Source organism: Enterobacter sp. S-33 (assembly GCF_028735835.1).
Classification (GTDB): domain Bacteria; phylum Pseudomonadota; class Gammaproteobacteria; order Enterobacterales; family Enterobacteriaceae; genus Enterobacter; species Enterobacter vonholyi.
This window is the reverse complement of sequence record NZ_CP117838.1, coordinates 1,476,493-1,490,788: the sequence shown is the minus strand read 5'-3', so window position 1 is coordinate 1,490,788 and position 14,296 is coordinate 1,476,493. Positions and strand designations below refer to the sequence as shown.

The window sequence follows — 14,296 nt, the reverse complement described above, 5'->3', positions numbered from 1 at the left end:
AATTAAATACCCATGCTTTTCCATTAAACATGGACGAACGTTATTGACTGATAAATTAATCATGAACGCTTCTGGTTCACGAAAGACCTTCTTATTAGTACGCCGTACTTCCCTCCACTCATAAAACCTTCAACAAATATTTTATTGCGGAGAGGAGAATACAGTGGGGAATTTAATTTTTCCTTTCATTCCCTAAATGAAAAAACATCAAAAAAAACTTGACTACATTATTTAAATGATAAAATGCGAAATTTGCGCAATTAATATAGCCAGCCCGGAAAACGCAATATATGGACCAAAGGAAATAAGGTTATTTTTATTCTCAAAGGGCTTTAACAGGCAATGCATAATAATGCCCCCCAGCGCCGCGATCAGCAAAATAGAGGGCAACGCCTGCCATCCGCACCACGCGCCTAGCGCAGCCAGCAGCTTAAAATCACCATAGCCTAACCCTTCCCGGCCGGTCAGCAGGCGGAATGCCCAATAAACCAGCCAGAGCGACAGATATCCCGCCACCGCGCCAAAGATAGCATCGGTCAGCGGTAGCGTCCGGAACAGGGCATGGAACATCAGCCCCGTCCACAGCAGCGGCTGGGTCAGGCAGTCCGGCAGCAGCATATGGCGCGCATCGATCACCGCCAGCGGCAGCAGAAAACTCCACATCACCCACAGCGCGATGAGCGCCGAAAACGACGGTGCCAGCGCGGCGCTGGCGGCGAAAAAGGCAGCGCTACAGACTTCCACCAGCAGCAGCCGCAGCGGAATCGCGCTATTGCAGTGTCGGCAGCGACCGCGCAGCGCACACCAGCTAATGATGGGAATATTTTCCCACGCGCTCAGGGCATGCTGGCACTTCGGGCAGTGAGAGGCGGGAAACAGCAGATTGCCTGCCCCCTCTTCTTCCATTACCAGCGGCGGAATACGCTCCGCGACTACGCCCAGGAAACTGCCGAGGATTGCCCCCAGCGCTCCGCTCATCACGCACAGTCCCGGCAGATTCGCTTGCTGCAACAGCATTAGCGGGTTCATGCGCTTTTCGCCCAGCTCAGCGTAACGCGTGCCTTCACGTCACTCTGACGATCCACCGGCGTTAACGCGAGTTTCTCCAGGTGTATACCGGAAGAAACGTTCATCTCACGCAGCCAGTTTTGCAGGGCAGAAATGTTGACGCGCTCGACAACAAAGGTTAGCGACTGCTCTTCCTGACGCACGTCTGTCAACGCGACGTGCACGACTTTGGCACTTTCTTCCACCACGCTGCGCGGATTCGGGGTATTGACTATTCTGGACTGGAGATGGTTTTTATCAATTTCCTGGCGCATCCAGTTCAGCGTCTGCTTCTGCTTAAATAACACGGCCTCGTTATTTTTGATCAGAGTATCGAGCGGCATCATCGCGCCGTAATAAACCATCGCACAGCAGAGTGCCCCGCCGCAGAGTTTAAATAAATTACGCTCGCGTGGACTATAATTTTGCCAACGGTTTTTTAACTGGGCTATTTGCGTTTTCATTTATAGCTCCCGGTAATAATGGCGGTATATGGCGCCTCGCCGGAAATCGGCTGCATCGCAAATTCAAAGGTATCGGCGCTGCGGGCGATAAAATCCTGCAGGGTCTGTTTATCCATGGATTTCACATTCAACGTCAGCTGATTTTGCGTTTCGTCATATTCCACGTTATTGATCTCCAGAGACGGCAGTGACTGCTTGATTTGATTCAGCGCTTCGAGCTGCAGGAAGACCCCTTTCTTAGCCTTGCTGATATTCTGCCCGACGTAGTACTTCAGGTTGCTGGTCTGGCGCAGGGTCGGGAAATAGTGCTGCGCTACGGTGGTCATCTCACGGTGGATCTCGTTTTGCTGGTGAGTGAGCATCAACGCCATACCTACGCGGGGGCCGATCAGCAGGCCGACGCAAACCAGCGCCGCCGCAGCGAGGGCCGTTTTCGCGTGGCGAAAACGCGGGCCGCTGGCGCTGCGCCCGGAAAACTCTCCGTGCAGCATGTTGATACGACAGCCCTGCCACTGGGTCTGGATCAGCACCAGCGGATGCTGCCACGCCAGCAGCTCATCCACCTGTACCTCCTGCGGTGCATCGCCATAGCAGCACACCTCATCCGTCGGGCATTTACTCAACAGCAGCGGCAGCAGGAGCGCATCGGCTTCGCCAGCGCTGCTGGGAGAAAAACGCAGCCAGTAGCTCTCTTCCAGGCTCACCAGCGTAGTACCCCCTTCGCTCACCGGCAGCAGCCAGGCATCCGGCAGCGCCTGGACCACCGTGAGCCCCGCCTGAGCGAACAGCTCAAGCCAGTGGCGCAGACGTTCAGCGTCGATGGCCACGGCATCTACTTCTGGCCCCTTTTTGTTCAGCACCGTCCAGTGCAGCGTCTCCACCTCGCCGAGCAATGTCTCTTCCGCCATCCACGAGAACTGCGCCGTCTGGGCTGAAAGTCCTTTTTTCGGCAGGGTAAAATGACGAAAAATCGTCTCGCTCGCCGGCAGCAAAAGGCACACCTGCTGAGAAAGCGGATGGCAGGAAAGTTCGCTCAGTGCGCTCCAGCCCGTCAGATATTCCACCCGATCGTTACCGGATTCACACCACCAAATTTTGCCGTCCTCACGGGTATCGGGACGAATAAAAAGCACCTTTTTCATCATCTTCTACTTATCTTATTCAACCATTCGGTAGCGGCGTTGCCAGGTAACGACCTTGCCCGCCTCACTGTCAACGTGAAGCTGGCTGACGACGCGCAGCGTTAAATCATCGGTATTGCCGGTGGTATCCACCCGAAAATAACGACTGTTGACCGCAACCCTGTCCTGAATCTGCGCCAGGATATCTTTGGTCTGCGGATAGTTGCTCTCCAGCACTTTGCTGAATGCCTCCAGCGACTCCCAGCCCTCTTCCGGGCGTGAATCGATCAGGCGGGCAGCATCGTCCGTGTTTAACACGCCGGTAAAAACCGCCGCCAGCAGCGGCGACTGTTCTCGTGTTAAGGTATTCACATTTATGGTGCCATCCGTATCCGGCAAGGCGCACAGCAGTTTGCTGACCTTCGGCCATGCGGCCTGCGGAAAGGCGGGCAGCAGTCTGATTTCATTGATGGTGCGCATCATTTGATTCGCCGGACCACGGGCGGGCGTCACGCTCGCCCAGGCATCGGCCTCCTGGCCCTGTTTCGCCGTCACGTCGTCGGCGTCAAGATAATCCACCAGTTGCTGGTAAATCTCTTCTGCCGCCAGCGTACCGACGCCGCTTTCTGTCAGCAGCTGTTCGACAATCTGCTCTTTGACCGGTTTTTCCGGCAGCGCAGTGGCGTCGGCCGGGGCCGCTGGCGCCGCGTCAACGGCCAGCAGACTATTGACGTTAAAGCAGGTCCGGGCATCCTCCACCTGACTCACCACGGTGTAATTATCCCCGTGGGTTTCCAGGGGCTGGGCCCAGTCACCTCGCGGCGACAGCCCTGCCCCCTCTGAACTGGCCGCTTTCTGCAATACGTTTTCCAGTACCTTCTGTTGACGGGCAATGGCCCAGCGCAGCGTCTGCTGGCTGACCTGATAATGCGTTTTTTGCAGGTGGCGGCAGAACTGCTGACTGATTTTCGCCGCCAGGGCGGACATCATCACCAGCAGGATCAGCACCACCAGTAGCGCCACGCCACGCTCTTTCCGCGCAGGTTTACCGCTCATGAACTCACTCCTGGTTGTGCTGCCGTATCGGGCTGCGGGTTGGTTACGGGCTGCGCCGCATTCTCCGCTGCCGGCAGCGCCGGGTCCGCATTCGTCTCTTTTGGTGCGGTCTGGATCTCAGGCATATCGCCGGGAGTGATAAAAACCCAGCGCCAGGTTTCACCGTTTTCCATAGTCAGATTCAGCTCAACGCCATCAGGCTGATGGGCGATGTCGGTCCATTTCTCCTGCCAGCCTTCGTGCCAGAAACGCCATTTCATCGCTTTCACATCGTTCAGAATCGGTACTTCTTCCGGCTGCGCGCTGGCGGTGCCGTCGATAGCAGCCCAGACGTTGCGCCACAGGCGCTTGTCCTTTAACGTCCAGCTCACCCGCTCTAGCTGCACCTGACCGCTAATGCCGTTAAGGGTTGTCATTTCCAGACCATTCTGCTGCTGAACGAACACCTCGCCGCTGTTGCGCGGCGCGCGCGCCTGCTGCTGATAAAAGTCGCGCGAAAGCAGATTGTACGTGCGCTGAAGCGCCGTCACTTTTGTCGCCGCCTCGTCGCTGGCCGTCGAGGTGCGCATCGCGCCGTCGAGAATTTGCCAGGCGAGAATGCTGATCACCGCGAAGATGGCCAGCGCAATCATGATTTCCAGAAGGGTAAAGCCCTGCTGACGCTGCGCCTTACTCACGATCCACCTCCGGTTCGTCGAGCTGAAGTGCCACCACCGGTTGCGCATCGCTTCCTTCGCTGTAAACCCGTACCTCATCGGCAAAGGTATTTTCGGCGGTTTTCACCCGCTGGATATGCCAGGTCCAGGTTTGTCCGCCCATGGTTTCGGTTCCCACCTGCTCGGCATCCGGAAAATCGGTCTGAGCAAGCTGCGCTTGCGCCAGTTGATTTTCCGCCACCCAGCCGGCCTGCAGTGTTTCCGACAGGCTGTGGGTAAAGCGCACGTTCAGGGTGACGGAGTTCATGAGCGCCAGCGCCGCGGTGGAGAAAATCACCAGCGCCACCATCACTTCCAGCAGGGTCATCCCCTGATCTTTGGTTTTGCGTTTAGTCATCGTTTTCCACCACCACGGGAACAGAGCCCTGTGACGTCACGTGAAAGCGCTGCTTTTTATCCAGGCTTTCAAGACTGAGCGTAAAGCGGCTCAGCTCTCCGTCCGGTAAAAATATGATTTGCGGTTCATCGTCCAGCGTGGCCGCCAGCGTTCGCGGCGAGAGGGAGACATGCATCTCCTCAGGAAACTCGCCGCGGGTCGCGATCCGTCCCGCCTTTAGCGGTGCCCAGTGGCGTTCGCCGTTATTTCCAACCTGTGTCACCAGTTCAAATTCTGACGAGGTCATCACCAGCCCGACAATATTTCCGTCCATTACCGCACGGTCAGAACCATATTCAACGAGGGATTTTAGCTGCTGACCAAATGTATCTGCGCCGCTGCGTGATGGAATGGTGGTGACCACCATCATGGCGCTCAGGGCGAATATCACCAGCGCCACGATAATTTCCAGCAGGGTAAATCCACGTTGCTTATTCATTACTTATCTTTTTTATCAAAAGACCAGTTGCTGATATCGTCGCCAGTATTCGCTTCTGCATCCGGACCGGCTGAGAAAATATCGACAGCGCCATGCTCTCCCGGGCTGACCAGAATATAGTCATTGCCCCATGGATCCTGCGGCAGGCGGCGAATATAGCCGTCGTCACGGTAGCCTTTCGGAATGGGCGCAATTTCAGGTTTGGTCACCAGCGCCTGCAACCCCTGCTCGGTGGTCGGATAGCGATGGTTGTCGAGCTTGTACATATCCAGCGAACCTTCCAGCGCCACAATATCGCTGGTCGCTTTCTGTATATCGGCTTTTTCTTTATTGCCCATTAAATTAGGCACGACCATACTGGCCAGCACACCGAGAATAACGATAACTACCATTAATTCGAGCAGCGTGAATCCCGCCTGACGCTTCAGGCTATTCTTTTTCAAAGGCATGATTAACCCACCATATTATTAAGTTGAAGAAGCGGTTGTAATATTGAAAGAACGATAAATAAAACAACGGTCGCCATAGTTACTACCAGTGCCGGCTCAAATACCGACAGCGTTAAAGTAATTCGATGCTGTAATGCAGATTCCTGGTTTTCCGCCGCGCGATCCATCAACGAGCCCAGCTCGCCGCTCTCCTCCCCGGAGGCCACCATATAAAGCATGGTGGGTGGGAAAATTTTCGCCTGTTCCAGCGCGTTGTAGAGAGATGCCCCCTGGCGCACGGTGTCCGCCGCCTGCTCAAGCACCTGCCGGGCATAGAGGTTTTCTATCCCGTCCATCGCGATATACATCCCTTCCAGCAGCGGAACGCTGCTGGCCTGCAAAATACTCAGCGTGCGGATGTAGCGCGCGCTGTTGATGGCGCAGACCAGTTTTTTCAGCGGTGAATTTAGCAACAGCCACCGATGATAAACAAATCGGTTCTTTTCTTTTTTTATCCAAAATTTAAAGCTCGCCGACGCCCCGAACAGGCCGCCGGCGATAACGATGCCCCAGGCCTGTAGAAAGTCGCTCACCGCAATCAGCGTGCGGGTGGTCACCGGCAGTTCTTGTTTCATATGGGTGAACTGGTCGATGACCTGCGGCACCACGGCGACCAGCAGAATGGAGATCACCGCGATCGCCACTACCGTCAGGGTGATGGGGTACACCATCGCCTGGGTGAGCTTGCTTTTCATCTTCTGACGCTGCTCGTTGTATTCGGCGAGCTTTTCCAGCACGCCACCGAGATGGCCGGTCTTTTCACCGGCCATCACCAGGGTGCAGTAGAGCTTATCGAAGCTGCGCGGAAACTGGCTGAAGGCGTCGAACAGCGTATGGCCTTCCACGATCTTGTCGCGGATCTCGGTCACCATCGCCGCCAGGGTTTTATCTTCCGTCTGCTTCGCAATTGCCTTGAGCGCACTCTCCAGCGGCAGCGCGGCATTGACCAGCGTCGCAAGCTGTCGGGTAAACATCGACAGCACCGGAATCGACAGTTTTGCCCCTTTACGGGCGTTTTTCCCCGCCGCCGGATCGCTGGTTGGGGAGATATTCACCGGCATCAGCTTTTGTTCGCGCAGCATCTGGCGCACCTGCTTTGGCCCTTCGGCCTGCAGGTTGCCGCGCTGGGTTTTCCCGGCGGCGTCCGTCGCGGACCACGCATACCAGGCCATTACGCATCCCCTCCGCGCTCGGCGGTGACGCGCATCACCTCTTCCAGCGAGGTCACGCCGGAGATCACCTTCAGCAGGCCGTTTTCACGCAGGCTGTAGGCCTCTTTGAAAAGCTGCGTTTCGATGGACATCTCATCTTTATCTTCATGGATCGCACGGCGCATGGCGCTGTCGACCACCAGAAATTCATGGATGCCTGCGCGTCCCTGGTAGCCGCTCTGGCGACACTGTTCGCAACCCACGGCGCGATAAATCGCTTTCGGTGGCGTTTCCATAAAGGTGAACAGCGCTTTCTCATTGTCATCCAGCGGACTGGTCGTGCGGCAGTGTGGACACAGCCGACGCACCAGACGCTGGGCAATGACGCCAAGCAGCGACGAACCAATTAAAAAAGACTCCAGCCCCATATCACTCAGACGGGTAATGGCGCCCGCCGCACTGTTGGTGTGCAGCGTAGACATTACCAGGTGACCGGTGAGCGACGCCTGCACCGCGATTTGCGCGGTTTCACCGTCACGAATTTCCCCGATCATTACCACGTCTGGATCCTGGCGCAGAATGGCGCGCAGCCCGCGAGCAAAGGTCATATCCACGCGCGGGTTGACCTGGGTCTGTCCTACCCCTTCCAGTTCATACTCGATCGGATCTTCCACGGTCAGAATGTTGCGTTCATGACCGTTAAGCGCCGACAGCAGCGCGTACAGGGTGGTACTTTTCCCCGAACCGGTCGGGCCGGTCACCAGGATGATGCCGTGCGGACGTTCAATCAGTCCCTTTAACTTCACCAGCTCTTCGTCAATCAGACCGAGCTTGTTGATGTCCGGCTTAAGGTTGCTTTTATCCAGCAGACGCATCACCACGCGTTCTCCGTACTGAGACGGAATAGTGGAGACACGCACGTCAATAGCCTTACGACCAATGCGCAGCGAAATACGACCGTCCTGGGGGAGACGTTTTTCGGCGATATCCAGTTTGGACATCACTTTGATACGCGACACCAGCAGCGGCGCGAGCTTGCGCGCCGGTTGCAGCACCGGACGCAGCACGCCGTCAACGCGAAAACGAATGCTCAGGGTGCGCTCGAAGGTCTCGATATGAATATCGGAGGCCCCCTCTTTCACCGCTTCGCCCATAATGGCGTTGATCAGGCGGATCACCGGCGAGTTCTCGTCGTTATCAAGCAGATCTTCGTTGTCAGGGATCTCCTCGGTTAACGCCATCAGGTCAATATCGGCGTCCATGTCGTCCACCAGCTGCTGCGAGACGCCGCTGTTCTGCTGCCAGATTTTGGTCAGCAGTTCGTCAAACGCTTCCGCCGTCAAGATCGTCGGGGCATAGGAGCGCCCCAGCACGCGGCGCATCTCCAGCAGGGCATACGCCTGCGCATCCTCGCGGATATAAACCTCATCGTTATTGAACAGGACCCCGTTCTCTTTCGCCCAGGTGCTGGTACAGAGCGCATTACTCATCTCAGTCATGTCGCGTCCGCCTTACTCTTTGAACGGGTTGCGGGACGACACCGGCGCACTGGCGCTCACCGGCGTGGCGCGGCTCTGGGACGGATAGGCCGGCAGCATCGGGGAATCAGAATTCTCTACAATGCCCAGCTTGTGCTCTTCCATACGCTGCTGCTGACGCGCCTGGATCTGATCGTATTTCTCTTTCGACGCCGCGCTGTAGTTGTCGTCGTCGCGCAGTACGGTGGTGTGGATAAACACCATCAGATTACGTTTGGCGCTGTCCTGCGAGGTATAGCGGAACAGCTGCCCCACGACCGGAATATCGCCCAACAACGGCACTTTCGAGACCGACTGTTTGGTGACGTTTTCCATCAACCCCCCCAGCACCACCGTCTGCCCGCTGTGGACCATCACTTCGTTGTTGATGGTGCGGGTGTTGAACGTTGGGCCCAGGCTGGCATCGGCCGTCGAGGTGTTATCCACGCTGGAAACTTCCTGCTCGATCTTCAGGTGGATCATGTCGCCATCGTTGATCTGCGGTACGATTTTCAGCTTAGTACCGACGGTTTTACGTTCCACCGAGTTAAAGACGTTATCGCCGCTGGTGGTCTGTGAACCGGAGAGTACCGGTACATCCTGACCGACGTTGAACGACGCCTCTTTGTTATCCAGCGTCACCACGCTCGGCGTCGACAGAATGTCGTTTTTGCCGTTAGTGGACAGCGCCGTCATCAGCGCGCCAAAGTCGCCGTTAAAGAAACCGGTCGCCAGGCCCGTATAGCTGCCAATGACTTTTGACTTCTTGATCTGGCTAATCGGCAAACCGGTCGAACCAAACTGAACCCCACCGTGTTTACCGGTCCACTGCACGCCAAGATCCAGACCGTTACCGTCCTGAACTTCGGCGATGATCGCCTCCACCAGCACCTGTGGACGGCGGATATCTAGCTTGTCGATCACTTTCTCCAGCGAATTCATGACGTTTGGCTGGGCGGTGATCACCAGCGAATTGGTAGACTCGTCGGCAGTAATATTCAGGTCGCCTGCCATCGGCGCGGCTTTGCTCTTACCGCCGCCCGCTTTATCTTTCAATTGCTCTCCGATCCCCGTCAGCACCGGCACCACTTTGCTGGCATTGGCGTATTTCAGGTAGAAGACGCGGGTGTTGCCCTCGTTGTTCTGCTCGCGATCGAGCTGGGAGATGAGCATCCGGGTGCGCTGACGCGCGTCCGGGCTGCCGCTAATCACCAGGCTGTTGGTTTCATCGTCGGCGACCACTTTGGTCGCCAGCTGCGGGGCGTTTTGCCCTTTCTGCTCTTCGTTGTTGAGATTGTTCAACATGTCAGAAAGATCTTTGGCCGAGGCAAAACGCAGTGGCACGATTTCACGGCGCTGGACGCCGCTTTGATCCACACGCTGTACCAGATCGACCAAGCGGTTAACCACCGAGGCTTTGCCGGTTAACAACAGCACGTTTGACGGTTCAAAATGGACCACGTTGCCGATGCCGGAGGCGTCGTTTAACTGACGCAACAGGGGGGCCAGCTCACGTACCGGGACGTTCTCCATTCGCACCACGCGGGTGATGATTTCATCGCCTTTGCCGGGGTTTTTGCTGTCGGCAATCGGTGCGCCCGACATGCGGGCCACCGAAGAGCGCACGACTTTTACCATCCCGTTATCCATCGGGATCACCGACAGACCATAGAGATCCAGCACGCTCAGGAAGAACTGATAATATTCCTCTTCCGTCAGCACGTTGTAGGTACGCACCGACACCGTTCCCTGAACGGAAGGATCGACCAGAATGGTTTTATTAAGGTTACGCCCGACGGTATCGATAAATTCGCGGACATCGGTATTTTTAAAACTGGCGCTAAAGTTCGCCGCGAACAGCGAACCGGAATATAATGACAATGCGGTCAGCGCTACGCACGCCCATGGAAATTTCTTCATGTCTGTACACTTATTAATTGTTTAGAACATTGACCCGAATATTTTCAAGGTGAGCGTGACGCCGAATAGTGACATCCGCTTCTTTCATTTTTGACCAGCGGGCAACGATCTCTTTTGCCTGCGCCTCTTTAGTCATATCCACATCGTCAACTTTTACCACCACATCACCTTTTTCCAGGCCAGCATGGCTGTAGAAAGGAGACGCATTGCGTGGATTAATGTTGTAGCCTTCCAGCTGGCCTTTCTCGATTAATGGTTTTAACACCAGATAATCATCCAGATGCAGATTATCTAACCCTGCATCTTTCTTCGATTTGGTTACCGGGCCGCTGTCAACGCCGCCTTTAAAATAGTCTGGTTTTTTAAGTGAAATAACCTGAGGTGCGCCTTCATAATTCACCACCACATTATCGGGATGAATTTCGGCAATATAGGCATTGTCAAAACCGGCGAGCATTTCGCCCTCGCGATAGCTCTTTTGTCCGGAGGGGGTTTTTATCACCGCAAAGGACAGCCAGGCTTCGTCGCTGTTGAGAATACCTTCGATTTCCGCACTGAGCGACTTTTTCACTGCCGCTGGCTGTTTCTCTGGCATCACCGCCGGCGTAAAAAGTACAAACTGAGTTTCATCATGACTTTTTTTTTGCATCTTCTGCTTTGAATCAGACAATCTGTTCGTAACTTTCTTATAATCTTTATAAACCATATACCCTTGCTGGCCGCAGAAAATGAGCAGCACAAACATTACGCAGGGCATAATCAATTGATTAACAAATGACATCCGCATTTTTTAACGAGCCTTTCTGCCAGTCAGTAATTCACAGCACAGGGCTGTATGAGTAAGTGGCGTAAATACTAATGCGTTCCCTCTCCCCCGCCCATTTATACTTCCGCCAACAATAATTTAGAAAAAGATTGAACGTTAAATAAACCTATGTTAGAAGCGCAGGCCGAATATTTTTATCCTGCATTCAAATTGCCCCTTCCTCCTGTATCCTTTACTTTTCCGTCTCCTTGTTATGAATGAAAGAGACGGTAATACGCTATGTATATGCGCCATTTTAATTTCACTACCCAGCCTTTCCGGACTATCAGCCGGATGCCAGGTGATTTTTTTGTTCCGTATCATCAGGATGTGTTCGGTTTGCTGAAAGAGAAGTGCCAGACAGCAGGCGTTACTGCGCTCTTTAGCGACGACAGCTATCTCACCTCGCAGTTTTGCGATGCGCTTAAAAAGCATGACGGCACGCTGATTGCCATTAACGCCTTCCCGAAACTCAGCGCCAGCGGCATGCTCTATAAACTCAACACCACCACTAAAGAGAGCAAAACCCGGATCCAGGCTATTGATGCTGTGCTGCGTCAGTGGCAGGACGAGATATTGTCCCGCAAAACCTCACGTAAAGTACTGGTCATCTCGCATATTCAGTCGATGAAAGCGAATTGCCATGACGCACTGTCCATGCTGTTAACCCGCGCGCAGGAGCTGGATGTGCCTCTGTCGGTTGTGCTGATGGGATCGGCCGACCAGGAAGCCGCCCTCCAGCAGTCCGGGTTGCGTGAATCTCTTCATACGCGTCACACGCTCCGGCCTCTCACCTGCCGCGAATCCCTGAGCTATGTTCAGGCCCAGTGTGAAGCGCATGGCAGCGACGCGACGCCGTTCACCCGGGCCCGCGTGCGCAAGATGCATGTTCTGACCAAAGGACAGGCAGGCAAACTCAACGAGCTGGCGCACATTGCGATGCTCGCCGCCTGGACCGAACGTTCAGCGCAGGTATCGCCGCGCCATCTGCGCCTCGCCGCAGGAGAAGTTCTGCCGGCGAAACCGAGGGGCAAACGCCTTGCCGTTATGGGCCTTTTTGCCTCTGTACTGTTTGCCGCCTGCGGCTGGACATTGATGCCCGCCATTACCGCCAGACTGCCGGTACAGCTGCCCGTGATGACCAGCTGGAAACCGCAGACGCCAAAAACCGACGCCCCAGCGGTGCCGGTTATTGATAATGAAGTGGTGAACAAGCCCGATGCGATGCATCAGCTTTATACCATGTGGGGTTATGACGCCACGATGGAAGAGGCGCTCTGCCAGAACGCCGGGCGGGTCAACCTGATGTGTAAGGAGGGCAGCGCTCCGGTCGAGGAGTTGGCAAAAGAGGGTTACCCTTGGATCGGCGAGATCAAAACGGGCGATCACCTGAACTATGCCGTGGTGGCCAGAGTAGATGATAACTCGCTGGATCTGCTGATGAATAATCGCACCTGGCAGGTGAGCCGCAGATGGTTTAACCAGCATGCAACGGGCAATTACACCCTATTGCACCGCCTTACGCCGCAGGGGAAAGATGCCGTGAGCGCCGAAAGTAGCGTCAAAGATTTGGGCTGGATGGATCAGCAGCTTAGCCTGGCGCTGAATCTGCCCGAAACCCACGCAAAGGTGTGGACGGCGGAACTAATGCAACGTACCCGCGAGTTTCAGCAGAAAATGCATCTGCATGTGGACGGGATTGCGGGTGAAGATACATTGATGCAGTTAATGCGTGAAACCAGGACTACGCCAAGCGTGCTTATTCAGTCCGCAAATATATCTGCGACCCCTACCGCGCAGGAGAAGCATTCATAATGTCCACGATTACTCTGGCTGCCCAGCGCAGCTATACCCTGAACGCACCGGTCTGGTTTTCTTACCGGCGCCCCTCGCTGAAAAAAGCGGTCTTTGCCACCCTGATCTGGTTGATGGGGATAGTGATGACGATCGCCGCGGGACTTTACGCACATATCTACTGGGATCTTCGTCATCCGGTACCTGAGCCAATAAAAGCGAGCGCCGTCAGGCCAGAAACGAAGCTATCGGATATGCATTACGTCTATGTCAGTAAACCGTTCCCGCGGCCTGAACCAAAGCAAGAACCGATGACAAAAGAGATGCCGCCACTGCAGGAGATGCCAATTGATAGCGGCGATGCCGACTGGCAGCAGGCGCCCGACGGTGAAGTACCGCGTGATATTTCCCGGGATACATTGCCGGGAACAGTAATGAACAATTCTGCTATTCCCGAACAGGATAATACCGGTCACACAGTTGATGACGGGGCTATCAAAGCATTATTGATGAAGGCGTTAAAAGAGCAGGAGAAAGATTATTCGCAGGGAAAAATACCAGCCCCCCCGTTGAGGAAACCGCGGCAGGAACGCAGGCAAATAATACACTTAAACATAGCCCCCCTTTCAGTTAAAAAGGGGGTGAGAAGCGATTAATATTTTTCCGGCAACGTCGACAAATACATAAGACGACCTTTGTCAACCTGGATATAATTACCTTTTTTCAGGTCTGCGAGGATTTTAATAATGGTACTCCGGGCCAGACTGGTATATTCCTGAATATAGTCGTAAACATTGATATCGCGCTGATGATGTACCATCAGTTCGTTAATTTCCAGCAAGAACTCGCGAACAATCGAGTACGCGCTGCGGGCGACCAACACTTCGTCACGCTTGCTGAGCAGGCAAATATACCAGGAGAGGACTTTACTCAAGGCTTCCCACAGGTTTTTTTCGCTCATCAGACGGAAAAAATCATCCTTTTTAATAGTGCGCACCACGGTATTTGCACGCACCAGACCGTACATATGCGCTGAATTGTAATAAATAGAGGATAGACCGAAAATACATTTATTCTGTAAGGTGAATACACACAGTTCATCCGACTTGCGGCGGAATTCAACTTCACCGCTAATGATAAAATGGATATCTTCGTTGTTCTCGGTACTGATACGCTGCCATTTGCGTAAGGTTCTTTCTTCAAAACCTTCAGTTGCCGCGATAATGGCGTCAAGTTCTTCTTGTGGACGGCTATTTTTACTGTAGATACTTAACATAGTTATACCCATTAATATTAAATTGAAAAAGGTGAACGTGTGCAATCACAGCGCAAAAATGCGTAGTCCATTTAATAAATGTAAAGTAAAGCTAAGCCAGGCTAAAACGCTAGCACATCCCTATTT

The 14,296-nt window shown here is 54.3% G+C and carries 15 protein-coding genes; 2 read left to right on the top strand and 13 right to left on the bottom strand.

What is annotated here, in order from left to right; translation table 11 throughout:
* Positions 1 to 231: 231 nt before the first annotated feature.
* Genes PUP35_RS07010 through gspC form a run of 12 tightly spaced genes read right to left on the bottom strand, consistent with a single transcriptional unit; the run spans position 232 to position 11,040 of the window.
* Entirely contained in the window at positions 232 to 1,029 is a 798-nt protein-coding gene (locus PUP35_RS07010; protein WP_274242444.1) for a prepilin peptidase, read from the bottom strand.
* A complete protein-coding gene (gene gspM / locus PUP35_RS07005) occupies positions 1,026 to 1,511 on the bottom strand; it encodes a type II secretion system protein GspM (RefSeq protein WP_115874608.1) in 486 nt (161 codons plus the stop codon). Before gspM ends, PUP35_RS07010 begins: the two co-directional genes overlap by 4 nt.
* Positions 1,508 to 2,653, bottom strand: a complete 1,146-nt coding sequence (gspL, locus tag PUP35_RS07000; protein ID WP_274243240.1) for a type II secretion system protein GspL — start codon at positions 2,651 to 2,653, stop codon at positions 1,508 to 1,510. Before gspL ends, gspM begins: the two co-directional genes overlap by 4 nt.
* A gap of 15 nt (positions 2,654 to 2,668) precedes the next feature.
* Entirely contained in the window at positions 2,669 to 3,688 is a 1,020-nt protein-coding gene (gene gspK / locus PUP35_RS06995) for a type II secretion system minor pseudopilin GspK (protein WP_274242443.1), read from the bottom strand.
* Entirely contained in the window at positions 3,685 to 4,365 is a 681-nt protein-coding gene (gene gspJ / locus PUP35_RS06990; protein WP_115874606.1) for a type II secretion system minor pseudopilin GspJ, read from the bottom strand. The genes gspK and gspJ overlap by 4 nt, the downstream gene beginning before the upstream one ends.
* Entirely contained in the window at positions 4,358 to 4,741 is a 384-nt protein-coding gene (gene gspI, locus PUP35_RS06985) for a type II secretion system minor pseudopilin GspI (RefSeq protein ID WP_115874605.1), read from the bottom strand. Before gspI ends, gspJ begins: the two co-directional genes overlap by 8 nt.
* Complete coding sequence (gene gspH / locus PUP35_RS06980; RefSeq protein ID WP_136194600.1) at positions 4,734 to 5,219, bottom strand: type II secretion system minor pseudopilin GspH; 486 nt, start codon at positions 5,217 to 5,219, stop codon at positions 4,734 to 4,736. The genes gspI and gspH overlap by 8 nt, the downstream gene beginning before the upstream one ends.
* The gene (gene gspG, locus PUP35_RS06975; RefSeq protein WP_274242442.1) at positions 5,219 to 5,668 is read right to left on the bottom strand and encodes a type II secretion system major pseudopilin GspG; all 450 of its coding nucleotides are present in this window, start codon (positions 5,666 to 5,668) and stop codon (positions 5,219 to 5,221) included. Before gspG ends, gspH begins: the two co-directional genes overlap by 1 nt.
* Positions 5,669 to 5,670: 2 nt before the next feature.
* A complete protein-coding gene (gene gspF, locus PUP35_RS06970; protein WP_115874603.1) occupies positions 5,671 to 6,879 on the bottom strand; it encodes a type II secretion system inner membrane protein GspF in 1,209 nt (402 codons plus the stop codon).
* Positions 6,879 to 8,357 (bottom strand): type II secretion system ATPase GspE, encoded by a 1,479-nt coding sequence (gene gspE, locus PUP35_RS06965; protein ID WP_274242441.1) that lies wholly within the window; start codon positions 8,355 to 8,357, stop codon positions 6,879 to 6,881. Before gspE ends, gspF begins: the two co-directional genes overlap by 1 nt.
* Positions 8,358 to 8,369: 12 nt before the next feature.
* Positions 8,370 to 10,295 (bottom strand): type II secretion system secretin GspD, encoded by a 1,926-nt coding sequence (gene gspD, locus PUP35_RS06960; RefSeq protein ID WP_274242440.1) that lies wholly within the window; start codon positions 10,293 to 10,295, stop codon positions 8,370 to 8,372.
* A gap of 13 nt (positions 10,296 to 10,308) precedes the next feature.
* Positions 10,309 to 11,040: a type II secretion system protein GspC gene (gene gspC, locus PUP35_RS06955; RefSeq protein WP_274243239.1), complete on the bottom strand. Its 732-nt coding sequence runs from the start codon at positions 11,038 to 11,040 to the stop codon at positions 10,309 to 10,311.
* 300 nt (positions 11,041 to 11,340) lie between these two features.
* On the opposite strand from gspC, the gene PUP35_RS06950 reads away from it, so the two are divergent.
* Together PUP35_RS06950 and PUP35_RS06945 are read left to right on the top strand one after the other, a co-directional pair.
* The gene (locus PUP35_RS06950; protein ID WP_274242439.1) at positions 11,341 to 12,915 is read left to right on the top strand and encodes an ExeA family protein; all 1,575 of its coding nucleotides are present in this window, start codon (positions 11,341 to 11,343) and stop codon (positions 12,913 to 12,915) included.
* Complete coding sequence (locus PUP35_RS06945) at positions 12,915 to 13,550, top strand: hypothetical protein (protein WP_274242438.1); 636 nt, start codon at positions 12,915 to 12,917, stop codon at positions 13,548 to 13,550. The genes PUP35_RS06950 and PUP35_RS06945 overlap by 1 nt, the downstream gene beginning before the upstream one ends.
* Here the strand turns inward: PUP35_RS06945 and PUP35_RS06940 are convergent.
* Positions 13,547 to 14,170 (bottom strand): helix-turn-helix domain-containing protein, encoded by a 624-nt coding sequence (locus PUP35_RS06940; protein WP_115874598.1) that lies wholly within the window; start codon positions 14,168 to 14,170, stop codon positions 13,547 to 13,549. The genes PUP35_RS06945 and PUP35_RS06940 overlap by 4 nt on opposite strands.
* Positions 14,171 to 14,296 lie beyond the last annotated feature (126 nt).